This is a genomic window from Herbaspirillum sp. GW822-FHT03A08 (genome assembly GCF_058801885.1).
Window position 1 is genome coordinate 1 of record NZ_JBXANR010000011.1, and the last position, 25,230, is coordinate 25,230.

Annotated in this window: 20 protein-coding genes; 5 read left to right on the forward strand and 15 right to left on the reverse strand. The window is 60.0% G+C overall.

Features of this window, described 5'->3' with window-relative positions; genetic code table 11:
- Nucleotides 1–185: 185 nt before the first annotated feature.
- From AC1RN6_RS23825 to AC1RN6_RS23865, 9 genes are all read right to left on the reverse strand, one after another.
- Nucleotides 186–4,469 (reverse strand): beta strand repeat-containing protein, encoded by a 4,284-nt coding sequence (locus tag AC1RN6_RS23825; protein WP_493007955.1) that lies wholly within the window; start codon nt 4,467–4,469, stop codon nt 186–188.
- Between the two features lies 1 nt (nt 4,470).
- The gene (locus tag AC1RN6_RS23830) at nt 4,471–6,096 is read right to left on the reverse strand and encodes a ShlB/FhaC/HecB family hemolysin secretion/activation protein (RefSeq protein ID WP_493007973.1); all 1,626 of its coding nucleotides are present in this window, start codon (nt 6,094–6,096) and stop codon (nt 4,471–4,473) included.
- Between the two features lie 612 nt (nt 6,097–6,708).
- Complete coding sequence (locus AC1RN6_RS23835; RefSeq protein ID WP_493007956.1) at nt 6,709–8,973, reverse strand: CHASE2 domain-containing protein; 2,265 nt, start codon at nt 8,971–8,973, stop codon at nt 6,709–6,711.
- A 228-nt stretch (nt 8,974–9,201) separates the two neighbouring features.
- Entirely contained in the window at nt 9,202–10,452 is a 1,251-nt protein-coding gene (locus AC1RN6_RS23840) for an Hsp70 family protein (RefSeq protein ID WP_493007957.1), read from the reverse strand.
- Between the two features lie 143 nt (nt 10,453–10,595).
- The gene (locus AC1RN6_RS23845) at nt 10,596–11,948 is read right to left on the reverse strand and encodes a sensor histidine kinase (RefSeq protein WP_493007958.1); all 1,353 of its coding nucleotides are present in this window, start codon (nt 11,946–11,948) and stop codon (nt 10,596–10,598) included.
- Nucleotides 11,945–12,643 carry a response regulator transcription factor gene (locus AC1RN6_RS23850; protein WP_493007959.1) on the reverse strand — a complete coding sequence of 233 codons (699 nt, stop codon included), beginning with the start codon at nt 12,641–12,643 and terminating at the stop codon, nt 11,945–11,947. Before AC1RN6_RS23850 ends, AC1RN6_RS23845 begins: the two co-directional genes overlap by 4 nt.
- 14 nt (nt 12,644–12,657) lie before the next feature.
- The gene (locus AC1RN6_RS23855) at nt 12,658–13,473 is read right to left on the reverse strand and encodes a MipA/OmpV family protein (protein ID WP_493007960.1); all 816 of its coding nucleotides are present in this window, start codon (nt 13,471–13,473) and stop codon (nt 12,658–12,660) included.
- A 102-nt stretch (nt 13,474–13,575) separates the two neighbouring features.
- Nucleotides 13,576–14,013 carry a hypothetical protein gene (locus AC1RN6_RS23860; RefSeq protein ID WP_493007961.1) on the reverse strand — a complete coding sequence of 146 codons (438 nt, stop codon included), beginning with the start codon at nt 14,011–14,013 and terminating at the stop codon, nt 13,576–13,578.
- Nucleotides 14,014–14,023: 10 nt separating this feature from the next.
- The gene (locus tag AC1RN6_RS23865; protein WP_493007962.1) at nt 14,024–14,779 is read right to left on the reverse strand and encodes an SDR family oxidoreductase; all 756 of its coding nucleotides are present in this window, start codon (nt 14,777–14,779) and stop codon (nt 14,024–14,026) included.
- A 154-nt stretch (nt 14,780–14,933) separates the two neighbouring features.
- Here AC1RN6_RS23865 and AC1RN6_RS23870 point away from each other — a divergent pair, with 154 nt between their 5' ends.
- The gene (locus AC1RN6_RS23870; RefSeq protein ID WP_493007963.1) at nt 14,934–15,941 is read left to right on the forward strand and encodes a GlxA family transcriptional regulator; all 1,008 of its coding nucleotides are present in this window, start codon (nt 14,934–14,936) and stop codon (nt 15,939–15,941) included.
- Nucleotides 15,942–15,947: 6 nt separating this feature from the next.
- Here AC1RN6_RS23870 and AC1RN6_RS23875 read toward each other — a convergent pair whose 3' ends face one another.
- Complete coding sequence (locus tag AC1RN6_RS23875; RefSeq protein WP_493007964.1) at nt 15,948–16,994, reverse strand: SDR family oxidoreductase; 1,047 nt, start codon at nt 16,992–16,994, stop codon at nt 15,948–15,950.
- 105 nt (nt 16,995–17,099) lie between these two features.
- Here AC1RN6_RS23875 and AC1RN6_RS23880 point away from each other — a divergent pair, with 105 nt between their 5' ends.
- A complete protein-coding gene (locus AC1RN6_RS23880) occupies nt 17,100–17,543 on the forward strand; it encodes a MerR family transcriptional regulator (RefSeq protein WP_493007965.1) in 444 nt (147 codons plus the stop codon).
- Nucleotides 17,544–17,568: 25 nt separating this feature from the next.
- Here the strand turns inward: AC1RN6_RS23880 and AC1RN6_RS23885 are convergent, their stop codons facing one another.
- The gene (locus AC1RN6_RS23885) at nt 17,569–18,474 is read right to left on the reverse strand and encodes a LysR family transcriptional regulator (protein ID WP_493007966.1); all 906 of its coding nucleotides are present in this window, start codon (nt 18,472–18,474) and stop codon (nt 17,569–17,571) included.
- Nucleotides 18,475–18,619: 145 nt separating this feature from the next.
- On the opposite strand from AC1RN6_RS23885, the gene AC1RN6_RS23890 reads away from it, so the two are divergent.
- A complete protein-coding gene (locus AC1RN6_RS23890; RefSeq protein ID WP_493007967.1) occupies nt 18,620–19,375 on the forward strand; it encodes an SDR family oxidoreductase in 756 nt (251 codons plus the stop codon).
- Between the two features lie 30 nt (nt 19,376–19,405).
- On the opposite strand, the gene AC1RN6_RS23895 is transcribed toward AC1RN6_RS23890, so the two are convergent.
- Nucleotides 19,406–20,098 carry a CDP-diacylglycerol diphosphatase gene (locus tag AC1RN6_RS23895; protein WP_493007968.1) on the reverse strand — a complete coding sequence of 231 codons (693 nt, stop codon included), beginning with the start codon at nt 20,096–20,098 and terminating at the stop codon, nt 19,406–19,408.
- A 247-nt stretch (nt 20,099–20,345) separates the two neighbouring features.
- Between AC1RN6_RS23895 and AC1RN6_RS23900 the strand changes: the two genes are divergently transcribed.
- Nucleotides 20,346–21,188, forward strand: a complete 843-nt coding sequence (locus AC1RN6_RS23900) for an aldo/keto reductase (protein WP_493007969.1) — start codon at nt 20,346–20,348, stop codon at nt 21,186–21,188.
- Between the two features lie 118 nt (nt 21,189–21,306).
- Complete coding sequence (locus AC1RN6_RS23905; protein WP_493007970.1) at nt 21,307–22,038, forward strand: 2OG-Fe(II) oxygenase; 732 nt, start codon at nt 21,307–21,309, stop codon at nt 22,036–22,038.
- A gap of 86 nt (nt 22,039–22,124) precedes the next feature.
- On the opposite strand, the gene AC1RN6_RS23910 is transcribed toward AC1RN6_RS23905, so the two are convergent.
- The 3 genes from AC1RN6_RS23910 to AC1RN6_RS23920 all read right to left on the reverse strand — a co-directional run.
- The gene (locus AC1RN6_RS23910; RefSeq protein WP_493007971.1) at nt 22,125–24,245 is read right to left on the reverse strand and encodes a xanthine dehydrogenase family protein molybdopterin-binding subunit; all 2,121 of its coding nucleotides are present in this window, start codon (nt 24,243–24,245) and stop codon (nt 22,125–22,127) included.
- Nucleotides 24,246–24,255: 10 nt separating this feature from the next.
- Nucleotides 24,256–24,720 carry a (2Fe-2S)-binding protein gene (locus tag AC1RN6_RS23915; RefSeq protein WP_265215951.1) on the reverse strand — a complete coding sequence of 155 codons (465 nt, stop codon included), beginning with the start codon at nt 24,718–24,720 and terminating at the stop codon, nt 24,256–24,258.
- Between the two features lie 252 nt (nt 24,721–24,972).
- On the reverse strand, nt 24,973–25,230 hold a 258-nt coding region (locus AC1RN6_RS23920; protein ID WP_493007972.1), incomplete at its 5' end, for a hypothetical protein.

A 25,230-nucleotide genomic window follows, 5' to 3' on the forward strand; every position in this document is an offset into this window, starting at 1 on the left:
AGGGTGACGCGCCGTCAGTACGCCCGACAAGTTGGTGACCGTGCCGACCACCTGTGCACAGGCCAGGCTACCCCAGCCCAACAACAGCATCAGCGCCAGCAGGCGCCAGCCCTTGCTCATCATCTGATTCATACCGCGATATCCCGTGTGGATGGCGTGTTTCATTATCGTTTTTCCTCGCGGCATCAGGTGCACACCGGCAACGGCTTCTTCGGCGCGTTCGCATTGCCGGCAGGCGTGTCGTCACCGCCGAAGGTGCCTGCCGTGCCGCCGATGGTCTGCGTAGCCGACGGCGTCGAGACCGGATTGGTGCTGGCCGTGAAGACCGGTGGAACCGGAATATTCTGTCCCGCCGTCGTCACCTTGATGGTGCTGGTCACGATCTGTGCAACCGACGGCTGGACAATCGGAGCAAGCGCAGGCGTAATAACTTGATTGACGATGGCCGCAACAGGAATGCTTGTGCCGTTCGCATCGGTGATGCTGACCCCAGGCGCATAGCTTACCGTCCCATTCACCACCGTGAAGAGCGCCCGTCCCGGCGCCGAGGTGGAGATATTTGCATTGACTGACATGTTGTTGCCGGCAAACAGAGTGACGTTGCCGGCGGCAGATGTCACCGCGCCGTTGATGACCAGGTTATCAAGCGGTGAACCGCTGTTGCCTGCCGTCAGATTAATGTTGCCTGTAGCACTGACGCCACCGGCGCCGATAGTCAGCGGGCTATGCGTTTCCAGGTTCAGACTGCTTCCCGCACCAGCCACCCTGATGCTGCCGTCGGTGACGATGCCCAGCGTGGCGAGGCGCGTCGCAGCGGAAATCTGCGCACCGGTCTCGCTCGGTAGTGATCCCAGGAAGTCTGCGTCGCTGCCTATGGCAGCAGTGATTGCACCGCCGGTGTTGACGATGTTGATGTTGCCGTTGGCGTTGGTGACACCGTTGATTTTAACCACCGGGGTATCCGCGGTTTCAAGGTTGTTGACCAGCATGATGTTGCCTGAACCGCGATTATTGCCGGCGAACGCCGCGATGCGGTTGAAGCCGGACGTCAGCGAGGTGCCGGTGACGGACGAAGTCAGCAACTGCCCCGTAACGTGCAGCGCGGAGTCCTGCTGTCCGATGCCGCCGGTCTGCGACTCCAGCGCCAGGTTGCGCGCCGTAATGTTACCTACCATCAGATCGCCGGTACTACTGCTCAGTGCTACCGTACCGCTGCTGTTGATAATGCTCCCGCCGGTTTGCGAGAAATCGTCGGTCACGTTCAGTACAGAACTACTGCCGCCGTTGACGATACCTCCGTTGGACAACGACAGATTGCTGATGCGCGCACTACCGGACACGTTCAGCACGCCGGCGTTGGCCGCAGTGGTCCCGCCACCGGTATAACTGAATCCACTGAAGCCTTCGCCCTCTCCTTCTGTGGCGACACCGCTGACGATAACGGTGCCATAGCCTATGGAGCTGATGTTGCCGACATTGACCGTATTGCCGCTACTGATGGATAAACGGGCGCCATTATTCAAGGTGATGCTCTTGACAATGTCCACTCCGTCGCCGGATGCCTGCGACAGTGTCGATCCCTCAGCCACAATCACGTTATCGATTGCGGTCGGCAAGACGCCGCCATTCCAGCTCTGCGCGTTACCCCAGTGACTGTCTGAATTGCCGGAATAGGTCAACGTCTCCGAGCCGCTCATGACCAGTGCCAACGTACCTGTGTAGTCGACCTTGAGCATTTGCAGGTTGTCACCACTACCGATCACGTTGCCAAGCACATGACGGAAATAACTGGAACCGGCATTGCTATTCGTAAGGACGATCGGAGCCAGACGCGCGTTCAGTGCTGGTACATAACTGCCCAGTAACTTGCTCTGCAGCGTACCGCCGAGTTGCACCGTGGTCGGCGCATTGAGATAGAAGGTGTCATAGCTGGAAGCGCTGGCGACATCGATGTTCAGTACGCCGGTCGCGCTCTGCGTAAAATTGCCGTTGATGCCCAACTGGCCTACCGTGCCGTCACCACCTGGCGAAATGACGCCATTATTGGTGAATTGTCCGTTGGAGGTGATCGCGCCGGTGCCCGACAGATTGCCGCCGATATCATTCGTGAACGTGCCGAAGGTCATGGTGGCGTCGGTCATGCTGATGACGCCGGTATTGGTGATCGTGTTGCCGGTGACGGAATTGTCGGCAGCGATGGTTAGTGTTCCTGCGTTGGTCAAGGTCCCTGCGGTGAGGCTGTTTACACTGCCCGACACCAATATCGTGCCCGTATTGTTCAGACTACCGTCGATCTGGACCGCATTGACCGAACCGAGGACCGTCATCGTGCCGCTGTTGTTCCAATCCCCGCTCCCCTGGAGCCTTGTTACCACACCGCCGGTGCCCAAGTTCAGGATACCGCCCACTGCATTGGTGGCAGAACCGTTGCTCATGACCGTCGCTTGGAGATTCATCACCCCGGAATTGACGAAACCGCTCTCGAATGTGACGGCACCGCTGTTGCCGTTGGCAAATACCGTGCCGGCATTGGTGAAGCTGCCGGTTTGGAAATTGCTCATATAGTTCAGATTGGCTACCGCTCCCAAAGAGTTGACGAAGCCATTGACCGTATTGATTGAGACGTTAGCCGTTGTGAACTGTCCGGCGTTGTTGATTTTATCGCCGGCGGTAATGTGGGAGTTCGCGAGGTTGATGGTGCCGCTATTGTTCAGATTCCCAAGCAGAGTCACGCCGGCGTTATAGACGCTCGTCAGCGAACCGCCACTGGAGACTGTGAGCGTGCCGGCATACAGCGTACCGTCTTGATTCAAGTTAATCGTGGCGCCGCTGTTGATGGCGATATTGCCATTGCCGCTGTTCCCGCTGCCGTCACTGACATTCAGGATGCCGCCGTTAAGCATGATGGTTGCGCCATTGACCTGTACCGTATGGTCACCGGTTATGCCGCTGAGATTGCTATTGAGATTCAAACCCAGCGTTGCGCTGCTGCTGGTGATGTCGGCATTGATGGCAATGCTGTTGTTCGCATTGAGCGTCAGGCTGGCAGCCGAGCCGCCTGTCTTGTTGATCGCCGCGTTGACGGCAATGTTGCCGCCATTCGCCGGGCCGCCCGTGCCGGTCGTCAGCGTGACGCTGTTGCCGAGATTGAGCTGGCTGACAATGGTGCCGGCTTCAATCGTCGCGCCGCCGGCGGTCGATGTAATCACGTTGCCGCTGTTGCTGACACCGTATACGCCGCTGGCGATGACGGTCAGGTCGTAGGGGTCGATGAGCCATTCGCCGCCAGTGCCGACGTCGGGCATCTTAACCACGTCCAGCGATTTCAGGCCCGATGTTTCGATAAAACCGCCTTGGCCTGCTGCACCGCGTGCCGAGATGTCGCCGTCGAGATACGCTGCGCCATCCGAATACAGCACCACGCTGCCGCCCTTGGTGGCGCCATCCGCGGTGATCTTCGATGTCGCCGTCGTCGTCAGGTTTTGCGAAGCGCGCAGGAAGATACGCCCCCCTTCGCTCACCACGCTGCTGGCGTTGATGTTGCCGCTGTTGTTGATCAGGCCCGCAGCAATGCCGATGCGGCCCGCTTCCGCACTGATGGTGCCGAGGTTGGTGACCTTGCCGGCGCTGCCGGTGACATTGACCGAGACACCCGGTGTGGCGGTGTCGACCAGTTGCACGCTCTGACCTGCCGCCAGCAGAATTTCGCCGTTCGGACTGTTGATCACGCCGCCGTTGATGACGTTGGCGCCGATCAGATAGACGCTGCCGCCGGTGGCGCTCTTGATCTCGCCCTGATTCTCCACCGTGCCCGGAACATTTGCCCGGTTGAACGTCATGCGGCCCGCAAGAAAATTGCTATCGCTGATGTCCAGCGTGCTGGCGATGAAGCGGGCGACGTCGACCTTGCCGCCCGGTCCGATCAGGATGCCGTTCTGATTGATCAGCGTGACGCCGCCGTTGGCCTTAAGCAGGCCGTAAATCTGCGACGGGTCGGAGCCGGTGTTCACCCGCGCCAGGAAGTTGGCTGCCGAGTTCGGTTGCGAGATGTTGACCGTGGCATCCTTGCCGATATTGAAACTGCTGAAGTTGGTGATGGCTTGCGCGCTGCTTTGATTGATGTTGAGCGTGTTGCCGACTTGGGCAAAGCTGGCTGAGCCGCTGACAACATTCCATCCTGTCGGCAGCGCATTGTCGGCAATACCCGCGGCCATGGCCGGGACATTCCACGCACCGCAGATGGCCGCTGCCGTCATCGACATGCGCAAGGTCTTGCCGAACATCGCGCGCCATGAGCGCCGCAGCAAACCTGCCAGCAATACCGGAACCTGCTTGCGGGGACGCCAGCTCATCGTCAGCCGGCGATTGCCTGCACGCATCGTGAAGGACGGCGGCAGCAGTTCGATGCGTGCGGCGTCTTGGGGCGTACGTGCTGGGATTGACCGGTTGTGATCCGTCGTATGTGTCATTTCAGAATCCCAGTGTCGCACTGACGTGCGCGTTCAGATCACCACGTTTTTCTGTGATCGATGTGCCTGATATCGCGACGCGCGCCACGTCCAGTTTGACGTTGAAATCACGCCCCAGCGCATAGCGCGCGCCAAAGCCGATACTCGCCACCGTCGTGCTGGAAGGGATGCCGGTCGTGCCGACGTTGTTGTTGTAGCCACGACCGATGTCATAGAAAGCCAGCAGCCGCAAATTGCCTTTGGTCGCCAGTTCCGGCGTATAGACTTCGGCGTTGATGATCACGCCGCTGTCGGCAGCGACCGCGCGCTCGGTAAAGCCTCGCACTGCGGTGGAACCGGCCAGGCCGAATTGTTCTGCCGAAACCAGCGGATCTTTGGCATATTGCGCGGTGCCGGCAATGCGCATCTGCCAGTCGTTGGCGAACGCCTTAAAGATGGACGCGCCGCCGCGCAAGATGATGAAATCGTCGACGGTGTTACGGCTGCCTGGCGTCAGATAGGAATAGCGATCGGTACGGCCCGGGGCGGAGAAATTGTTCAGATCCGGGTTGGTGTACGACGTACCGGTTCCCCAGTTGCGGGCGATGCCGATGCTGTAGTCAATGTTCTGCGTGGCGCTGCGCGACTGGCCGCTGTATGTGACGCTGATCGGCGCGGTGGTGTAGGGTACGCAGGATGCAACCGGCGGTGTCGGCGGCGCGATGCTGAACTCGACACCGTTGACGTTGCAGCGCGAATCGATCTTCTTGTAGTCGAAACCGAATACCAGCTTGCTGGTGTTCTCGCCCTCTCGGGCGAAGAAGTGATTCCAGCGCAAGCCGTAAACATCGCCCTTGCCGGTGAAGCCGAGCACGCCGCCCAGAGTCGGCGACGATCCCGGCGAATTGACGCTGGATTTACCGTAGATGAAATCGATGCTATCGCCGAGGCTGTACAACGGAATGCGATAACCGAGCGAATACAAATCCACCTTGACGCCGTGCGGGCTGTCCGGCGAAGTCGTGTAGGCGAGCGTGCCGACCTGGTCGCGGCCGAACAGGTTCGCATGCTGGATCGCCACACCTGTGCGCCAGTTGCCGGTCGCGGCGGCGCCGGTGTTGTCCAGGGTCAGGAAGATGCGAAGCGGATCGTAATCCACCACCTTGATGTCGGCATCGACCTTGTCGCTGTCTTCTTCGCTCACGCTCAGCGCCACATTGATCTGTTTGGCGGGATTGTCGTTGCTCAGTTGCACCGCCTGCGAAATGTCACGCAGATTGGGAGATTTTCCGCTTTGCAATTGCGGCACACTGGTACGAATATTTTCTTCGCTGAAATATTTGTTGTCGCTGACAGTGATCTTGCCGACGGTGCTTTCAGTCACCAGGATCTTGACCACACCGCTGGTGAGTTCCTGCTCGGGTACGTAGACCTGCACTGCGCTGTAGCCGGCTTTCTGATATGCACCTTCGAGCGCTTCCAGCGCTTTCTGCACATCGCCATAAACACGGCCGGGGCCAACCATCGGCGCCACCAGACGCTGCACTTCATCCGCAGACAGCAGCGTGTTGCCTTCGATCTGGAAGCGCACGATATTGAAGCTGTCGTCGGCGGCGAGCGCGCTCACGGCCACGGCTGTCAATGTCATCCCCAATACACATTGCAGAAAACGTTGTTTCATTTTTTCGTTCTTTCTCAGGACGATAGTCTTCAGACGCAGGCCTACACTGGCCGACTGACACGACATCGTCTCGATTTATGATGAATTCCCTACCCTCTTTTGCCGCCGCATGCTGGATGCGTCCGGCTTTGCTGCTTACTGCCACTGCGTGCCGCCTGAATTTTGCCCATGCAGAACTGCCGCAGCTTATAAATGCTAAACCCGCAACGACAGCCGGAAGCACACGATCATCGCGGGATTTCCGGCCTTGTTTATTCTTCGGAGAGTTTGTTGTACGACGGCAATTAGCATCGCCGCAGGCGCTGCATCGATTTCGCAGACTTCTTGTTCTTCTTAATGCGAATTACCTACGATGCAGACGATATTGCGACGACAACCGCCGTGCCCGCGCCACCCACCCCGAACAGCGCGACATACTTGCGAGTATAGATAGAGAGCCTATTGCCTGTCGACAAAAATCCGCAATAACGTGTATGCGTTTTCGCTTAACTGACAACGGCCTGTCATTATCATTTCCATGTAGAAATAAAATCGTGAAAGTCTTGTCTGTCGGGCACTGCAGCGGTTATCGTTTTGTTGTTATTTGGTCTCGAAGGTGGTCACGCCATCCCAATCCGCCGGCAAGGGATGCTCGCGGAAATAGGCGATGCGTTGCAAGTAGAGATCGTATAAACCGTGTGCATTTTCTTGCTGCAAAGCAAGGATGATTTGCTCTGCCTGATCCCATTGTTGCTGACGCACGAAGGCGAGCGCCGCGGTCCATTTGTCGAGTTGCTCGCGTTGCGTCGGCGTCAGTTCCGACGCCAGTCCGAGCGGTTCGAAAATCGGCACCGGCTCGTTCTTGCCCTTGACGCGTACGCTGTCGAGTTCGCGATAGGCGAACTCCGGCGCTGCGTCGCGCGTAGCCACGCCAACCAGCACGCCGACGCCGTAGACCTTGGTGATCGATTCCAGACGCGACGACAGATTGACGGCATCTCCCATCACTGTGTACGCCTTGCGGATTTTGGAGCCCATGTCGCCCACGCGCATGTTGCCGGTGTTGAGACCAATGCCGATCTTCAGCGGCGGCCAGTTGCGCTTGGCGAACTCTGCATTGAGTACGACGCAGCTTTGCTGCATCTTCAGCGCCGTCGTCACCGCGCGCGCGGCGTGGTCGGGCAACTCGATCGGTGCCCCCCAGAACGCCATGACGGCGTCGCCGATGTACTTGTCGAGCGTGCCGCGGTTGCCGCGGATGTCTTCCGACATGGCGGTCAGGTAAGCGTTGATGTACTCGCGCAATTCGTTGGGCTGCAGGCCTTCCGAAATCGTGGTGAAGCCGCGCACGTCGGAGAACATCACGGTCAGTTCGCGGCTCTCGCCTTCCATGTTGTAACTGGCGGGATTGGCGGCCATTTCGGCGACCAGTTCGGGCGCCACGTATTCGCCGAACAGGTTGACGATGGCGCGGCGGTTGCGGTACTCGAACAGATAGCCCCAGCCCAGATTGCAGATGAACAGCGCGGCGATCAGGATCAAGGCGGTGGCCATCGGCAACACCAGGCCGCCGCTGTCATACAGCCAGAAGTTGAAGGCGCCGATGCCGAACGCCGTACCGGCCGCCAATACGATGGCCCACAGCGGACCAAGCAAAGGCAACAGCAAACCCAGCAGCAGACCGATCACGGCGATCTGCACGACGTTGAAGCCGACCGAAAATTCCGGCTGCTGCTTGAAGTCGCCATCGAGGATGGAGGCGATGATGTTGGCGTGAATTTCCACGCCGGGATAGTTCGGACTCACCGGCGTGGCCCGCAAGTCGTACAGGCCAGGCACGGTGGTGCCGACCAGCAGGATGCGGCCGGCCAGATCGTTTTTGGGAATGCGTCCCTTGAGGATGTCCACTGCCGGCACATAGCGGAATGCGCCGCCGTGAATGCCGCCACGGCCGCGATAGGTCACCAGCGTGGTCAGGTGACGCTCGACCGGGATGAACGTCGGGCGCGGTTTGGTATCAAGCGCAATCGATTCCAGCGCGCCGTAATCGCGCAGCTGCTGCTCCGACATCACGGCATCTTGCTGCAGGAAGATCGGCTTCATGCGCGTGGCGCCGAGCGCCGAGCGCGCGCTTGCCAGCGCCAGCGATTCATAGAAGTTGTCGCCGACCTGCGCGATCAGCGGCACCCGGCGGATCAGGCCGTCGCTGTCGAGCAGAGGATTGAAGAAGCCGCCTGCTTCGGCCGCCTGCTGCAACTGCGGCAGGTTGGCGCCGTAGGCTTTCCATTTTGTGACGTCGAGACGGCGGCCGCCCAGCGCGGCGGTGGTAAAGACCGGCTTGGGCAGCTCGCCCTTGGCGATGGCGTCCGGTTCGTTGGAGAGGTTATAGCCCATCACCACCGGACGGCCGTTGATGGCTGCGGCCATCCGTGCGTCGAAATCCAGTTTGGGCTTGAGCGCCTGCAATTGCTGGCCGAATTGCGGCAGCGATTTCAGTTCGCTGTGGGCCAGGCTTTCGAGGGTGGCGTAGCCGGAGCTGTTGTCGGGTTCGGCGAACAGGACGTCGAAGGCGACGGTCTGCGCTTCGTAGCTGTCGGTCATCTTGCTGATCAGCGCGGCGACGACGTCGCGGCTCCATGGCCAGCGGCCGATTTCGCCGATGCTCTTTTCGTCAATGTCGACGATGACGATGCGCGGGTCGGTCTCGACCTTGGCGATGCGCATGCGCATGTCGTAGAAGAACAGATCGATGCGGTCGGTCAGCAAGCCGGGCAGGTAACCCATCACCTGCGCGCCTGCCACCAGCGTCAATACCAGCGCCAGCAACCAGCGCGCTCCGTGTTTTGCGAAGAGACGACGCACCACAGCTTTCCCCTGAGATTTATTTGTTGCGATGATGCCAGCAGTCATGGCGAATCACAACGTGATTTACAGGGAAGCACCTCGCTACAACAGTCGTCTCACGCTCCGCCGTTCTGACGAAAGTCAGGATCCAGTGACGTTGAGAGTATCGGAGGAGGCTTGAAATGATGAACGACGCTGAATCCCAGCGTGCGCTGGGACGACGGCGTGTTTTTTACGGGTCAGCGAGAATCAAGAAAATTTCCGCACGGCATCTAGCGCCAGACCTGAGCCGATGCTGCCGAACAAGTCGCCTTCGACCTGCCGCGCATTCGGCACCAGTGCAGCAATCCGCCGACGCAGCAGATGCACGCCGCTGGAGCCGCCGGTGAAGAACACTGAATCAATCGCATCGGCTTTGATGCCGGCGTCGCTCAGCAGTTTGCCGACGGTTTGCTCCACCGACTCCACCAGATGATCGATGCTGGCGTCGAAATCGGCGCGCTGCAATTGCAGCGATTCCGGCGGACGCAGACGATCGAGTTCAAGCGTCACCGACTCGCCTGCGGACAAACCGATCTTGGCCGCTTCCACTTGCAGCGCCAGCCAGTGGCCGGCGCGTTGTTCGACCAGATCCAGCAGGCGCGCGAACTTCTCGCGCTCGCTGACTTCGCGATAGACGTCCTGCAATTGCTGCCAGGACTTGCGGGTATAGATCAGGTTGATGGTATGCCAGGTCGCGAGGTTGAAGTAATAACCGGACGGCACTTCGCTGTTGCTGGTGAGCTTGCTGCCCAGGCCGAGCAGCGGCATGACGCTGGCCAGGCTGAGGTATTTGTCGAAGTCGGTGCCGCCGATGTGCACACCGCCGTTGGCGAGGATGTCGTCGCGGCGTTCGGATTTCTTCGCCCGCTCGGGCGACAAGCGCACCAGCGAAAAGTCGGAAGTACCCCCGCCGATGTCGGCGATGAGCACCAGCTCTTCGCGGGCGATGGTGGATTCATAGTCGAACGCCGCAGCGATCGGTTCATACTGGAAGTCGATGTGCTTGAAGCCGACGGCGCGCGCGATCTCTTCGAGCGTGTCTTGCGCCAGCTGATCGGCGTCGGCATTGTCGTCGACAAAATGCACGGGACGGCCGAGCACCACGCTGTCGAAGCGGCGGCCGGCGGAGCGTTCACCGCGTTGTTTGAGTTCACCGATGAATTGCGTCAGGAGTGCGCGAAACGGCAACGCGCGGCCGCCGACTTCGGTCTGGCCGTCGATCATGCCGGAGCCGAGCAGGCTCTTGAGCGAACGCATCAGGCGGCCTTCGTAGCCGGACAGATAGGTCGACAGCGCGGCGCGGCCGTAGCTGAATTCGTTTTCATCGGCGTTGAAGAAGACCACCGAAGGTAAGGTCATCTTGCCATCTTCGAGCGCCAGCAAGGAAGGTTGCCCCTGCCTGCTCCATCCCATCGTGGAATTGGACGTTCCGAAATCCACGCCGCAAGCGTCTGACATGCTTATCCCTGCCGTATTTTTGCAAAGGCGGGATGATATAGAAAAGCACGGCGCGTGTCTGTAGTAAAGCAGATACCTTGGCGGCAACTTTCCGCATTGCGGGAAAATTGCCTAAATAGCAAACAAAATCCCTCGCCGACGGCTCATTTCGGGGCGAATGTGACCTGAAAGCGCGCGCCGGGCACCGTGTTTTCCGCCCGGAGCGTCCAACCATGGGTCCGCGCGATTTCTTCGCAGATCGACAAACCCAGGCCCGCTCCTTCATCGCGCCGGTGCTCGCCGCGCCAGAATCGTTTGAACAGCATCGGCATGGACTCGGCGGCAATGCCCTCGCCATGGTCTCTCACCGTGATGCCTTGCCGGTTGATGTCAATGTCGACGGCGCTGCCGGGCGGCGCATGATGAATGGCATTTTCGATAAGGTTGCGCAGCAGGACAAACAAGGCGCCGCGATCGGCGGCGACCATGACCGGCTCATCATTGGCGATGCCGACGACATGCACGTCGCGTCGCAGGGCGAGACGTTCGAGTTGCGCGGCCGCTTCGGCGGCGACGTCCTTGACGTCGATGTCTTCCATCGCGTAATTCTGGCGCTCGCTGGCTTCAGCCAGATGCAGCAGCTGATGCACCTGACGCGCCATGTGGTCGAGATCGCGCAACAAGGCGTGGCGATCTTGCCCGTCGCCGCTGCCGCCCTCCAGTTCGATCTGGCCGCGAATCAGCGCCAGCGGCGTCTTCAGCTCATGCGCGGCCGTGGCGAGAAATTCGCGTTGCACGCGGTAGCCGTCGTCGAGCCGTTGCAGCGCCAGATTGAAGGCGTTAAACAAGGGCGCGAGTTCACTGGGCACGCCCTCCAGTGACAGCCGCGCCGACAGATTGTCGACCTGAATCTGCTCTGCCGCCGCCGACGCCTTGCGCAGCGGCTTCAGCGCGCGATGCAGCGTCCACACTACGATCAGGCTGAACATCAACATGGCGATGATGGCGGCGGCGATGACGATCTTTTGCGTCTTTTCGCTATCGCTGCCGATCATGACCCGATGCATGCGCTCGCTGCGCATCAGCTGCACGTAGAACTGCCGGTCTTCATGCGTGAACGGCACGGTGATCACTTGCAGCATGCCGGCTCCGCCGATCATCCCGAAGCGGCTGCGCCCCGGATTGAAGTCTTCGCCCTGCGGCACGTAAGCAGTCGCACCGCTGTCGGATGACATCAGCACTGCGCCGTGCTGGTCGAGTACGCGGTACGCCGCATCCTGCTGGAGCACGCCATAGACCGCCGTCATCTTTTGATTCAACTGCACGCTGTCTGGCATGCCGGCGGCGTTGAAATGCAGGCTGCCGACGATGCGTTCGGCATTGCGGCTGAGTTCGAGGTTGACCAGCATGTCCGGCCCCCAGCGCAGCAGCAGGGCAAGCGCCAGCACGATGATGCCGCTGATGCACGTCAGCACGATCGCGGCAGTGGTCAGTAAGCGAAAGGACAGGCTTTTCATGATGGGACTTGCGTTTGCTTTTCCGCATCCACCAGAGCATAGCCGTGGCCGCGGATGTTGGCGATCTGTAGCGTGGAATCGATGGCGGCGAGTTTGCGGCGCAGACGATGCAATGCGACATCCAGCGCGTTCGGCGTGACCGGTTCGGACAATCCCCATGCCGCCGCTTCCAGCGCGGAGCGCCGCACCGTCTTGCCGGTCGCGCGCACCAGCACCAGCATCAATTGCATCTCGGCGGCGGCCAGCGACACCGATTCATCGCCGTGGCGCATGCAGCCGGCGTCCGGCTCTATGCACAGACCGGCGAATTCGGGAGAGAGACTTTGCAACTGCGAGGGCCGCCGCATCAGCGCCCGCACGCGCGCGACCATCTCTTCCATGGAAAAAGGCTTGGGCAGATAGTCGTCGGCGCCGGCTTCCAGCCCGGCCACACGGTCATGCAAGGCATCACGCGCCGTCAGCATCAGACAGGGAGTAAGCACGCCGCGCGCGCGCAGTTGCCGCACCAGATCCAGGCCATCGCCATCGGGCAGGCTGCGATCCAGCACCAGGACCGGATACGCCATTTGTGCGCAACCATCGGCCGCGTGCGCGATGGTGGCGTAGACGTCGGTCTCGATGCCGGATGCGGCCAGCGCTTTCACGATCAACGCTGCCATCCGTTCATGATCTTCCAACAGCGCGATGCGATTCATGACAACCTCGGAGCCTAGAATTTGTAGATATAGCCCAGTCGCAATCCCGGCGCTGTGGAACGGTCCACCAGCGGACTGTCGGTGATGCCGCTGCCGTAATGGGTCACGCTCAGGTCAAGGAACATCGATTGCGCCTTGGTCAGGCTGTAGTCGGTGCGTAATCCTACACTGGTATTGGTGGTCGACTTGCCGGTATAGGCCGCGCGCGTCGAGCGCACTTCCGTCGACTTTACGCCATAGTAGTAATTGACGTAGTCGTTGTTCATCCAGGTCACACCCAGATGCGGCGTCAGCTTGACGCGGCCGACGGTGAAGCCGCGCTCGGCGCCCAGCTTGATGGTCTGGCCGTCGCTGTTGCCGGCGGCCTTGAGCCACTCCAGCGTGAACCTGGCGAATGGTGCGCGCCAGGCAGCTGCGCCGCCCAGCCAGAAGCCGTCCTTGCGCTCATCCATACCGTTGAGGCTGCTGGCGTCGCCGGACTTGTAGCCGTCGTTGGAATATTTGGCGCGCAGCGAAAAATCGAACTGGCTTGCCGTGCCCAGTTTGAAGTCTGCTGTCGTGCCCGCGACGCGGAAATGCTTGCTGTTGTAAAGCAGGATAGGCAGTGCAGAAGTCTTGTTGCCGTAATCGCGATACGGGCTGCGCTGAATACCGACGCCCAGGCCGAGACCCCATGTTGTTGCGCCAGCTTGAGAATCAGCTTGAAAATCGGCCTGGCTATCGGCATTGGCGTCGATGTTGCCGATGACATCTTGCGCATGCGCAAAGGAAGCGCAGCTTGCTGCAACGCCGAGGACGAGGATGTTGAAGAAGGACTGGTAGTGCCGCATGAAGACTCCCGGATCGGATGCATCGTGTTGAAAAAAAATATTGCGACACGATGATCCGACAGGGAGTCTTACTGTTCACTTACCGCTTGTGCATCTGTCCATCTATGCTTCTGTACGATTGAGGAAAGCCCAGGCAGCGAGGGTCACGCCGATCAGCGCCGGCAGGCTGACCGCCGCGAAATCCCTTAGCAGTGCAAACGGCGCGCAAATGCCGGCGGCGACTTCCCACACGTGGAAAGCAGCATGCGCGATCAGCCAGACCGTCGCGGCCGCCCACAAGGCCGGCCGCTGCGCCGGACGCACGGCGCCCACGACAAATGCCGCACCGAGAAACAACTGCACGATGCCGATGTCACGCACGAAATGCTGGTTGAAGAACCCTGTCTCATTTACACCGGGGATGACCTCGTACCACGTCTTGGGCGCAATCAGCATGAACACGCCGTTCATGCTCAGGAAGAGGATGTTGAAACCCAGCGGCAGCCACAGCGTCGGAGGAATGCGTCGTGCCCGCGCCGCCATGAGGTAACTCTGCATCATGGCCGGACCGTCACGCCGGCTTCTTCAACTGGCTGAACCAGGTGGCGAAGGTCACCGCTCCCAGACGCGCCTTGTCACCGGGCATAAGCGACTTGTCGTCGAGCTTGACGCCGAAATACAGCGCTTCAGGAGCGGCGGCAACGGCGCGTGCATCGCCGAGATTGCTCAGATAGCGTTGCACCAGCGCGGCCAGGCTGAAGCACTCGGGACCGGCGATTTCGACGGTACCGTTGACCGGCGCGGCCAAGGAGTAGTCCGCCATGGCGGCAGCGACATCATCGGATGAAATCGGCTGCACCTGCGCCGGCGACAAACGCACGGTGTCGCCATCAGCGCCCGATTGCGCAATCCCGCCGAGGAACTCGAAGAACTGCGTGGAGTGCACAATCGTGTACGGAATACCGCCGGCCTTGATCAGAGTCTCTTGCGCCATCTTGCCGCGGAAATAACCGCTGTCGAGCAGGCGGTCGGTGCCGACCACCGACAGGGCGACGTGATGCTGCACGCCGGCGACGGCTTCGGCAGCGAGCAAGTTGCGACCGGATTTTTCAAAGAACTCCAGCACGGCCTTGTCTTCAAAAGAAGGCGAGTTGGCGACATCCACCACGACTTGCGCGCCGGCCAGCGCTGCGGCCAGGCCTTCGCCGGTCACTGCATTGACGCCGGACGCCGGCGATGCCGCAAGGACTTCATGGCCGCGCTGGCGAAGCAGATTGACGAGTTTGGAGCCGATCAGGCCGGTGCCGCCGATAACAACGATTTTCATACTTACCCTTTAAACAATTCGCTTTAGATTTTTCACCCGTGAGGCAGGCGGAGATGACATGCTCAACGTGGACGTCCCGCAGCGGCAATGCGCGCCGGGCTGCATTAACCTTGCATTGACCTTGCCATCCTAAGTGTGAAAGAATTTCGCGGAAATGACACATAACCCTGAATTTCTGCCAAATCGCATCCAGCCGCGCCAGGTCCTGTTTGTCGCCTATCCGGACATGGGCCTGCTCGATGCGACCGGGCCGCAAACGGTGTTCTGGGCGGCATCCAAGGCCATGGAAAAGCGCGGCCTGCCCGGTTACCTCCGCCATATCGCCAGTCTGGCCGGCGGGCTGATGCAAACGGCGGAAGGCGCCGCCATCGATACGGCGCGTATGGACGACTTCGATCTGGCCGACATCGACACCATCGTGGTGCCCGGCTCGCCGCATATCGTGCAGGTGCTGGAGGATTGCGCGACGCTGATTACCTGGTTGCAGCAGGCGTCTTCGACTGTGCCGCGCACGGCGTCGGTATGCAGCGGCACCTTCTTGCTGGCGCAAGCGGGCTTGCTGGACGGTAAGCGTGCAGCGACACACTGGGCGATGTGCGACATGCTGATGGAACGCTTTCCCGCAATCGACATTGACCGCGACGCCATCTTCGTGCGGCAGGATAGCCTGTGGACATCCGCAGGCGTCAGCGCCGGCATTGACCTTGCGCTGGCGCTGGTGGAGCAGGATTGCGGGCGCGAAGTGGCGATGGAGGCGGCGCGCGAGATGGTGGTGTTCCTCAAGCGTCCCGGCGGTCAGGCCCAGTTCAGCGAATTGCTGCAATCGCAGGCGCAGGGCAGTTCAGCATTCGACGAATTGCACACCTGGATCGGCAGCAATCTCGGCAACAAGAATCTCACCGTTGAAGCGCTGGCCGAACGCGTGCGCATGAGTCCACGCAATTTCGCCCGTGCCTACAAACAGGAAACCGGCCGCACACCAGCCAAGGCCGTCGAGATTTTTCGCCTGGAAGCAGCGCGGCGTCTGCTGGAGGATTCACATCACAACATCGACCAGGTCGCCGGCAAGTGCGGCTTTGGCGATGAAGAAAGAATGCGGGTTACCTTCCAACGCAACCTCGGCGTGTCGCCGCGCGACTATCGCAAGCGCTTTTCTCGCTGAGAGATATTATGCCTGCTGCTTTTTAAGCAGACCCAGTGCCATCAGGCTCTGCGCACTCGCGATGATGGCTTCTTCGTTCGAGCGCGGCGTCCATCCCAACATGCGTCGCGCCTTGTCGTTGCTGACCTGGCGCACCTTGCCCAACTCCGGCACCACCAGCGCCACCGAGCGATCCAGCAACGCAAACACGCGCAACAGCCAGTCCGGCAGCAAGCGCGTCGGCACGCGCGCGGCGGCCTTGCCCATATGCGCTTTCAACATCAGTGCGACTTCTTGCAAGGGAATGCTCTTTCCGGCAACGGCAAGGAAGCGCTGCCCCTTTGCCGCCGGGTCGGTCATCGCCAGCAGATGCAACTGTGCGACATCGCGCACGTCGACGATGCTGAAGGTGATGCGCGGCAGACCGGGCATGGCCCCATCCATCAGGCGCCGGATGATTTCGATCGACGTGGAAACATCGGCACCCAAGGCCGGCCCGAACACACCGACCGGGTTGACCACCGACAGCTCCAGTGCGCCGCCTTCACGCCCGATGAAATCCCAGGCGGCGCGTTCGGCCAGGGTCTTGGATTTGTAATAAGCGGCCACTTGCGGGGCGTCGGGATTGGTCCAGCTCTCTTCGGTGAAGGGCTGCGACGTGACCGGCACGCCATAGCCGACGGCGGCAAAGGACGAGGTCAGCACTACGCGCCTGACGCCGGCGTCGCGTGCCGCACGGAGCACCCGCAGCGTACCTTCGCGCGCGGGCAGGATCAGGTCATCTTCGTGCTTCGGCACGCTGGCGGGAAACGGCGAGGCAACATGCAACACGAAATCGCATCCGGCTACAGCATCTGCCCAGCCGGCATCCTTGAGCAGATCGGCAGCAACGAAGCTCAGGCAGGCGTCGGATTGCACGCCGCCGGCTTTCAGCATCGCGCGTACTTCACTCTCGCGAGAGAGCGAACGCAAGGTGGTGCGCACGCGATACCCCGCCTCCAGCAATTGCACGATGCAATGCGCACCGATGAATCCGGAGCCGCCTGTGACCAATACCAGTTCGCCGTTCGCCATGATTTTCCTTTCAGTGTTGAGCGCCGCGCGGAATACCGCTGGACGCCGGGACACAGGGATACTAAGCTTGAAGTCAGGTTGAAGGTCAAGCGGTCAAAACATCTCATGAAAATCAGTGAACTCGCAGAACAAACCGGGCTGACGGCGTCGGCCATCCGCTTCTATGAACGCAGCGGCCTGCTGCCGTCACCGGAGCGCGGCCGCAACGGCTACCGCAGCTATTCGGAGATCGATGTGCAGCGCGTCTATGTGATTCGCATTGCGCAAAGCCTGGGTTTTCCACTGGACAGCATCCGCATCTTTTTCGAGGCGACGCCGGCCGGTCCTGACGATGGAACCTTGCAGAGCGTCGACGAACGGCTGCGCGAGATGGACAAGATGATTGCGGCCTTGCAGACTCAGCGCCAGGACCTGCGCATGATGCGCAAAACGCTGATTGAAAGCTGGGCGACCGGCGGTTGCATTGATCCATCCGCGATGGCCAGGCGCATGAAAACGCAGTTGCATGCGCCCAATGCACGACCGGGAAAGAAACCGGTGGTGCGCTAGGCATATCAGTGCGGCATCCGTTGATTCAGGTTGAACTCCACTTCGCAAACACCTCCGCCGCCCAATCCACAAACACGCGCAGCTTGGCGCTGAGATGACGGTTGGGCGGATAGACGATGTAGAGCGGGTGCTTGTCGCGATGCCAGTCCTGCAGCACCGGCACGAGCATCTTTTGCTGAATGTACGGACGCGCCATGAAACCGAAGGTCTGGCCGATGCCGAGGCCTGACAGCAGCGCCGTCATGTGGGCGGTGCTTTCGTTGATGGCGACGGACGTCGGCGCCTGCACTTCCAACGTCTCCCCCTCGCGTGCGAACAATAATGGAAACGGTCTCCCTGTCAGCGATGAAAAATATCCCACGATGTCGTGCGCCGACGCCAACTCGGACGGATCTTTGGGCTTGCCGCGCGCTTTCAGATAGGCCGGCGTCGCGCAGGTGACGTAATCCAGTTCGGCAATGCGGCGCGCCACCAGCGTCGAATCCTGCAAGGCGCCGCCGCGAATGACGCAATCGACGGCGTCGCCGACCATGTCCACTGAGCGGTCGCTGACGCCGAGGTCGAGCTGGATGTCGGGATAGCGCTTGCGAAATTCCGGCAGCGCCGGGATCAGAATCAGACTGGCGAGCGACGAGCCGATGTCGATGCGCAAACGCCCTTTGGGTTGCGCCCGGGCACGGCCGGCGGCGGCGTCCATGTCTTCCAGCTCGCCGATCAGACGCAGCGCGCGCTGGTAGTAAGCGGCGCCTTCCGGCGTAACGGTGACGCGGCGCGTGGTCCGTTGCAGCAGCTTGGTGCCGAGATGGCTTTCCAGCTCCTGAATCAGTTTGGTGACGGTCGGCTTGGGGATATCGAGCGAATCGGACGCTTTGGTGAAAGTGCCGGCTTCGGCGATGCGCACGAAGACGCGCAGGGCGAGTAGTTGATCCATTGGTCTTCCTTTTCGGCTTTCAGCGGCTTGGTCGCATTTTAATTATTCACATATAGAAATTATTATTTAATAAATAGCATATTTATTCACCAATTGAATAGTTATATCGTTCTTCTACACCTTAACCACTCCTCAGGAGAACGAAATGAGCAAGAAACTGGACAACAAAATCGCCCTCGTCACCGGCGGCACCAGCGGTATCGGCCTGGCAACCGCCAAGGCTTACGCAGAGCAAGGCGCGAAGGTTTTCGTCACCGGCCGCCGTCAGGCGGAACTGGATGCAGCGGTCAAGGCAATCGGCGCCAACGCCGTCGGCGTGCAAGCCGACTCGACCAAACTGGCGGACCTCGATCGCATGTTCGACGCCATCCGCACACAAGCTGGCCGTCTCGACGTGCTGTTTGCCAACGCCGGCGGCGGCAACATGCTGCCGCTCGGCCAGATCACCGAAGAACATTTTGACGAAACCTTCGACCGCAACGTGAAAGCCGTCGTCTTCACCGTGCAAAAGGCATTGCCGCTGCTGTCACGCGGCGCGTCGGTGATCCTCAGCGGATCGACCACGACCGCCATGGGTACTGCCGCCTTCAGTATCTATAGCGCGACCAAGGCCGCCGTGCGCAATCTGGCGCGCAGCTGGACGCTGGACCTGAAAGAAGCCGGCGTGCGCGTGAACGTGATCAGCCCCGGCCCGATCCGCACCACGGGATTAGTCGAACTGGCCGGTAGTGATCCTGCGCAGCAGCAAGGTCTGCTGGATTATCTGGCAAGCCAGGTGCCGATGGGCCGTGTCGGCGAGCCGGAAGAAATCGCCAAGGCGCTGGTGTTCCTGGCCTCGGATGACAGCAGCTACATGAACGGCGCCGAGATGTTTGTAGATGGCGGCATGGCGCAGGTGTGATGACCGCCCAGCCGGAAGTTGCGTGGCAACTTACTTCGCAATGGCGCAGCTGTGGTCGAGCAGCACCTCGGCGCTGCCATGCTCGCCTTTGTCGAAGTTGACCGGCATGTTGATCAGGTAGAAGCCTTCGTCGCCGCCGTCAAAACGTCCGCCGGTCAGCAGCAGCGATTGCGCACCCATGGACGACGCAGCATGCGCGCTGTGCGCCGCCGCCAGCTTGAACGGATTCTGTGTGCGCAAGGCATCGCCGCTCAGACGCATGACGGAATAGACGTGGCCATCGAGCGCCAGCGGCATCCATTGCCCGACCGGATCGTGGCGATGTGACGACAGCATCTGCGGCAAGTCGGCGCGCATGCAGTCGATGTGGATGTGCAGTTGCAGCTGGCTGCGTGCTGCCGCGGAATTCACTTCAAGCCCGATCTGGCTCGGTTCCAGCGGGCGGCCGAGCGCCTCGCCGACGCGGTGGCGTTGCTCCCAGGCGTATTGCCAGTAGTTCGGCGCATCGGCTTGCAGCAGCTCGCGGCTTTCGATGCCGGACAAACGCGCAGTCGGAATCAGCAGGTACTGCGCTGCGCCGACGATGTCCTTGAGGATGATGAAGCCGCGCTCGCGGTCGACCATGGCGCACGGCTTGGGATCCCCGGTCTTCTCGCTGCCGGGTACGCATTGCTGGCTGACGATCTGCCATAGCGCGTCGGGATTGGCTGCCTGCGCTGGCAAGCTCGCTGCGAATCCCGCAAACAATATGAAGAATGACAGATGACGGAATGGGTACATGATTCAATGGGTCATAGTTACCAGAGTGAGCCGGCGCGATTCATCTTAGTTCATGAATGTGTCGGTTCAGTTACAATTTTGCAGCGTGTAGATGATAGCGCACCTGCAATGTCAAAAATTTCCTCGTCGGCAAATTGGCGCGAGCTGCGCTACATTGTAGGTTCTCGCTATCTTGCATAACGGACTCCGCATGAATCCCATCCCCACGATTACTCTCAGCAACGGCGACCGCGTGCCTGTACTTGGCCAAGGCACCTGGAACATGGGCGAATCGGCCGCGCGCGCCGCCGATGAAGTCCGCGCTCTGCAGCACGGTATAGAACTTGGCATGACGCTGATCGATACCGCTGAAATGTACGCCGACGGGGGCGCCGAAAAAGTTGTCGGCAGAGCCATTGCCGGTCGCCGCGACCAGGTCTATCTGGTCAGCAAGGTGTTGCCGTTCAATGCATCGCGCCAGGGCACCATCAAGGCATGCGAATCCAGTCTGAAACGTCTCGCGGTTGATCGCATCGATCTCTATCTGTTGCACTGGCGCGGCACGCCGCCGTTCGCCGCCACCATCGAGGCCATGGAAACCCTGATCGATCAGGGCAAGATCGGCGCCTGGGGCGTGAGCAATCTGGACAACGACGACATGGCCGAATTGCTGGAACAAGACAACGGCCATCACGTGCAGGTCAATCAGGTTCTGTACAACCTGTCGCGACGCGGCATCGAGTTCGATCTGCAGCCGTACTGCACTGAACAGAACGTCGCCATCATGGCGTACTCGCCGATCGAACAAGGGCGCATCCTCAAGGATCCGACGCTGGCGACCATCGCCAGGCGCCACGGCGTCAAGCCGGCACAGGTCGCACTGGCGTGGACGTTACGTCGCCCAGGCGTGATCTCGATTCCCAAGGCATCCACCTTGCAGCATGTGCAAGACAATCGCGCATGCCTGGATCTGGCCTTGAGCGCCGCCGATTTCGCCGAGCTTGACAAGGCGTTTCCGCCACCGAAAAAACGCCGACCGCTAGAGATGCTGTAATGATGCGTTGACGCCGGATCAGCGGGTCGCCGATCCCGGCGGATTCAAAAGCAAGCGGCGGAGTGTTGCCGTGGCATCTTCTTTCTACACTGTGCGCTGACATGTGAAAGGATGATCGATGAATACCGTTGCGGAACGTTCCAACACCATTGCGCAACGCGCGCATGCGCTGCACTGGCAAGAAGTCGGCGCCGAGCTGAACCAATATGGCTGCGCCCGCTTCCCGGCTTTGCTCACACCGCAGGAATGCGATGCGCTGATTGCGCGCTATGCCCGCGATGAAATCTATCGCAGCCGCGTGGTGATGGAGCGCCATGGTTTCGGCCAGGGCGAGTACAAGTATTTCAGCTATCCCTTGCTGGAAATCATCGGCGAATTACGCAACGCCTTTTACCCGCATCTGGCACCGCTCGCCAATCGCTGGAACGAAGCGATGGACATCGACGTGCGTTATCCTCCCGCACACGAACAGTTCATCGCGCGCTGTCATGCGTCCGGGCAATTAAAGCCGACGCCGCTGATCCTCAAGTACCAGGCAGGCGACTATAACTGTCTGCATCAGGATTTGTACGGCGAGCACGTCTTTCCGATGCAGATTGCTATCCTGCTGTCGGAGCCGGGACGTGATTTCAGCGGCGGCGAATTTGTCATGACGGAGCAACGGCCGCGCATGCAGTCGCGCGCTGAAGTGGTGCCATTGCGTAAGGGAGATGCTGTCGTGTTTGCCGTCAATGAACGCCCCGTGCGAGGCACGCGCGGCTTCTATCGGGTGAAGATGCGGCACGGCGTGAGCCGCTTGCGATCAGGCAGTCGCTATACGGTTGGGGTGATCTTTCATGATGCGCTGTGAATATTTCTGCATTTTCGATTGCTGATGCAGAAATCAAAACGGCACTCCCGCCATGGACGGGAGTGCCGTGATATTACCCGTTGCAATCAGGCCGACTTGATGTTGTCCGGCGATAGTGGAATTTTACGTACACGTTTGCCGGTAGCGGCAAACAAGGCGTTTGCCACAGCTGGACCGACCAAGGCTGTCGCCGGCTCGCCGATGCCGCCCGGTTTCTCGTTGCTCTTGACCAGCGTCACGTCAATGCGCGGCATCTGCGACATGCGGATGACCGGATAGTCGTGGAAGTTGGTCTGCTGCACGCGGCCTTTATCAAGCGTGATTTCGGCGCCGAGTGTGGAAGACAGGCCGAAGGCGATGCTCGACTGCAATTGTGCTTCCACGGTGTCGGGATTCACCATTTGCCCCAGGTCGGCGGCGACCCAGATTTTATGCACGGTAATTTCGTTGTCCTTCACCGATATTTCTGCGACCTGCGCCATGTAGGTGTCGTAGCCTTCCATCAAGGCGATGCCGCGGCTATGTCCTGCCGGTAGCGGCTTGCCCCAACCGGCTTTAGTCGCAACGATCTTGAGTACGTTAGCGTAGCGCGGCTGTTTGTCGAGCAAGGCCAGGCGATATTGATAAGGATCCTTGCCGGCAGCCGCAGCCAGTTCATCGATGAAGCTTTCGTTGGCGAAGGCATTGAGCGCGTGGCTGACCGAACGCCAGTAACCGACGCGCAAGCCGCTGTCGTGTTCGATGAGTTCCTGCGTCATGTTGGGAATGTCGTAGCCCACCACGGATGCTTCCGCCATGAACGGGTCCAGTGTCCCCTTGGGCAGGCCGAAGGCGCGCTGCGTCACCGATTGCGAAGTCAATTGAAAGGTCAGTGCCACCGGCTTGCCGGATGCGTCCAATCCTGCCGCCATGCGGTGGAAGGCCATCGGCCGGTAGAAGTCGTGCGTGGTGTCGTCCTCCCGGCTCCACAGCAATTTGACGGGCTTGCCGACGGCTTTGGAAATCTCTGCCGCCTGCACTGCAAAATCGTATTCCAGACGCCGGCCGAAACCGCCGCCGAGGAAGGTTGTTTTGACGGTGACGTCTCCCGGCTTAAGTCCGAGCGCCGCCGCGACATTACCCTGGGTGCCTTGCTGAAATTGCGCCGGGCCGATGACCAGGCATTTTCCGTCCTTGTAATCTGCAGTGAAGTTCTGCGGCTCCATGGTGGCGTGCGCCAGCAGCGGCGACCAGTATTCGGCTTGCATGGTCTTGGCGGCGGTCTTCATCGCCGCGTCGGCGTCGCCGGTTTTCTTGATCGGCGTCGGCGCATCGCCGGCGTTGCGGATACCTTCCATCATGGAGGCATTGTCGATCTTTGCGACCGGGCCTTCATCCCAGGTGATAGTCAGCGCTTCGCGCGCTTTCTTGGCGTGCCAATAGCTGTCGGCGACCACCGCAACGCCATCGCGAATCTGCACGACATCAATCACACCAGGCATGGCCTTGGCCTTGCTGGCGTCGAAGCTGGTAACTTTGCCGCCAATGACAGGACACTGCTCGAGCGAGGCGTACACCATGCCGGGCAATTTGACGTCGATGCCGTAGATCGCCGTGCCATTAACTTTGGGAGGTGTATCGAGACGCCTGGTGGCCTTGCCGATGACTTTGAAATCTTTGGGATCCTTCAGGACAACGTCCTTGGGAACTGGCAGTTTCGATGCTGCTTCCGCTAGTTCGCCGTAGGTCGCCTTGCGTCCTCCCGGTCCGATGACTTTGCCGTTGCTGACACTTAATTTATCGGCACTGATCTGCCACTTTTCTGCGGCTGCACTGACCAGCATTGTGCGCACCTGAGCGCCGGCCACGCGCAGCTTTTCCCATCCTTCGCGCACCGAAGTTGAACCGCCGGTGAGCTGGCCGCCTAGCAGCGAATTGATGTAGACGTCGCCGACCGGTGCGATCTCGACTTTCACTTTGCGAATGTCGACGTCCAGTTCTTCAGCAATCAGCATCGGCATGGAGGTGTAGACGCCCTGCCCCATTTCTGAACGGGCAGATATCAGCGTAATGGTGTTGTTGTCGGCAATGTGCACCCAGGCATTGGGCGTGTAGAGTGTGCCGGCCGCCTGTGCTTCACTCACCGCACCGGGCAAACTGACGCCCAGCGTAAGTCCGCCGCCGACTACTGCCGAGACCTTGAGGAAATCGCGCCGTGTAGTTGTCATGATGGTCTCCTCAGGCCTTCCGCATTTCCGCTGCGGCGCTCTTGATCGCGGCGCGGATACGGTTGTAGGTGCCGCAGCGGCAAATGTTGCCGCTCATGGCGTTTTCAATATCGGCATCCGATGGATTTTTGTTGGTGCGCAATAAAGCGGCCGCACTCATCAGTTGTCCCGACTGGCAATAGCCGCATTGCGGCACGTCATGTGCGATCCAGGCTTTTTGCAAAGGATGGGTGTTGTCTTTGGAGAGGGACTCGACTGTCGCGACCTTCTTGCCGGCAGCTGCCGATACCGGCGTTTGGCAAGAGCGTATCGGAGCGCCGTCCAACTGCACGGTACAGGCGCCGCACAAGGCCATGCCACAACCGAACTTGGTGCCGGTGAGACCGATTTCATCGCGGATCACCCAGAGTAGCGGAGTATCCGGTTCCGCCTTGACTGTGACTTGCTTACCGTTGAGGTTAAAGCTGGTTGTCATCTTTTAACTCCTCCGACGTCCTGTTGGGTAGAACATCGGGGAAGACGTCAATCCATCCGAATATCCTTGCCTGGCGCGATCGAGAGTACTGCGGAGAATGTGGCGGTAGCGGATTGTCAGTCTGTTTTTTAGACTGGATTCCGTCTCGATTGCGTTTGCAGATAATAGGCTTATCTGGAAAATTTTGCAGAGAGATTTTTTCGCTATTCCCGTCTGTATACGGCGATGGTGGCGGGTTTGCGCTTGATGCGTTTAGGTAAGGCGAGTTAGACCGAGAGCTCTTGCGCGCTGTGATTCGAAATTGCGAGGAACGGCATTGAGCAGACGTCTATCGCGAAGAAGAGCGGCGAAGAGGAAGAGTGCGTTGAAGAGTGCGTTGAAGAGTGCGTTGAAGAGTGCAGGGGAATGCGGGGTGATGTGGAAAGGAATGCTGGAGGGTGATGAGAGGGTGATGAGAGGGGGCAGCGAATATTGCTCGCACAGCAAAAAGCCCCAGACCTTGAGATCTGG

Coding starts and splice junctions, on each gene's coding strand:
- AC1RN6_RS23825 (WP_493007955.1), bottom strand. CDS start 4,469: ATGACACATACGACGGATCACAACCGGTCAATCCCAGCACGTACGCCC.
- AC1RN6_RS23830 (WP_493007973.1), bottom strand. CDS start 6,096: ATGACATTGACAGCCGTGGCCGTGAGCGCGCTCGCCGCCGACGACAGC.
- AC1RN6_RS23840 (WP_493007957.1), bottom strand. CDS start 10,452: ATGTCAGACGCTTGCGGCGTGGATTTCGGAACGTCCAATTCCACGATG.
- AC1RN6_RS23845 (WP_493007958.1), bottom strand. CDS start 11,948: ATGAAAAGCCTGTCCTTTCGCTTACTGACCACTGCCGCGATCGTGCTG.
- AC1RN6_RS23850 (WP_493007959.1), bottom strand. CDS start 12,643: ATGAATCGCATCGCGCTGTTGGAAGATCATGAACGGATGGCAGCGTTG.
- AC1RN6_RS23855 (WP_493007960.1), bottom strand. CDS start 13,473: ATGCGGCACTACCAGTCCTTCTTCAACATCCTCGTCCTCGGCGTTGCA.
- AC1RN6_RS23860 (WP_493007961.1), bottom strand. CDS start 14,013: ATGATGCAGAGTTACCTCATGGCGGCGCGGGCACGACGCATTCCTCCG.
- AC1RN6_RS23865 (WP_493007962.1), bottom strand. CDS start 14,779: ATGAAAATCGTTGTTATCGGCGGCACCGGCCTGATCGGCTCCAAACTC.
- AC1RN6_RS23870 (WP_493007963.1), top strand. CDS start 14,934: ATGACACATAACCCTGAATTTCTGCCAAATCGCATCCAGCCGCGCCAG.
- AC1RN6_RS23875 (WP_493007964.1), bottom strand. CDS start 16,994: ATGGCGAACGGCGAACTGGTATTGGTCACAGGCGGCTCCGGATTCATC.
- AC1RN6_RS23880 (WP_493007965.1), top strand. CDS start 17,100: ATGAAAATCAGTGAACTCGCAGAACAAACCGGGCTGACGGCGTCGGCC.
- AC1RN6_RS23885 (WP_493007966.1), bottom strand. CDS start 18,474: ATGGATCAACTACTCGCCCTGCGCGTCTTCGTGCGCATCGCCGAAGCC.
- AC1RN6_RS23890 (WP_493007967.1), top strand. CDS start 18,620: ATGAGCAAGAAACTGGACAACAAAATCGCCCTCGTCACCGGCGGCACC.
- AC1RN6_RS23900 (WP_493007969.1), top strand. CDS start 20,346: ATGAATCCCATCCCCACGATTACTCTCAGCAACGGCGACCGCGTGCCT.
- AC1RN6_RS23905 (WP_493007970.1), top strand. CDS start 21,307: ATGAATACCGTTGCGGAACGTTCCAACACCATTGCGCAACGCGCGCAT.
- AC1RN6_RS23910 (WP_493007971.1), bottom strand. CDS start 24,245: ATGACAACTACACGGCGCGATTTCCTCAAGGTCTCGGCAGTAGTCGGC.
- AC1RN6_RS23915 (WP_265215951.1), bottom strand. CDS start 24,720: ATGACAACCAGCTTTAACCTCAACGGTAAGCAAGTCACAGTCAAGGCG.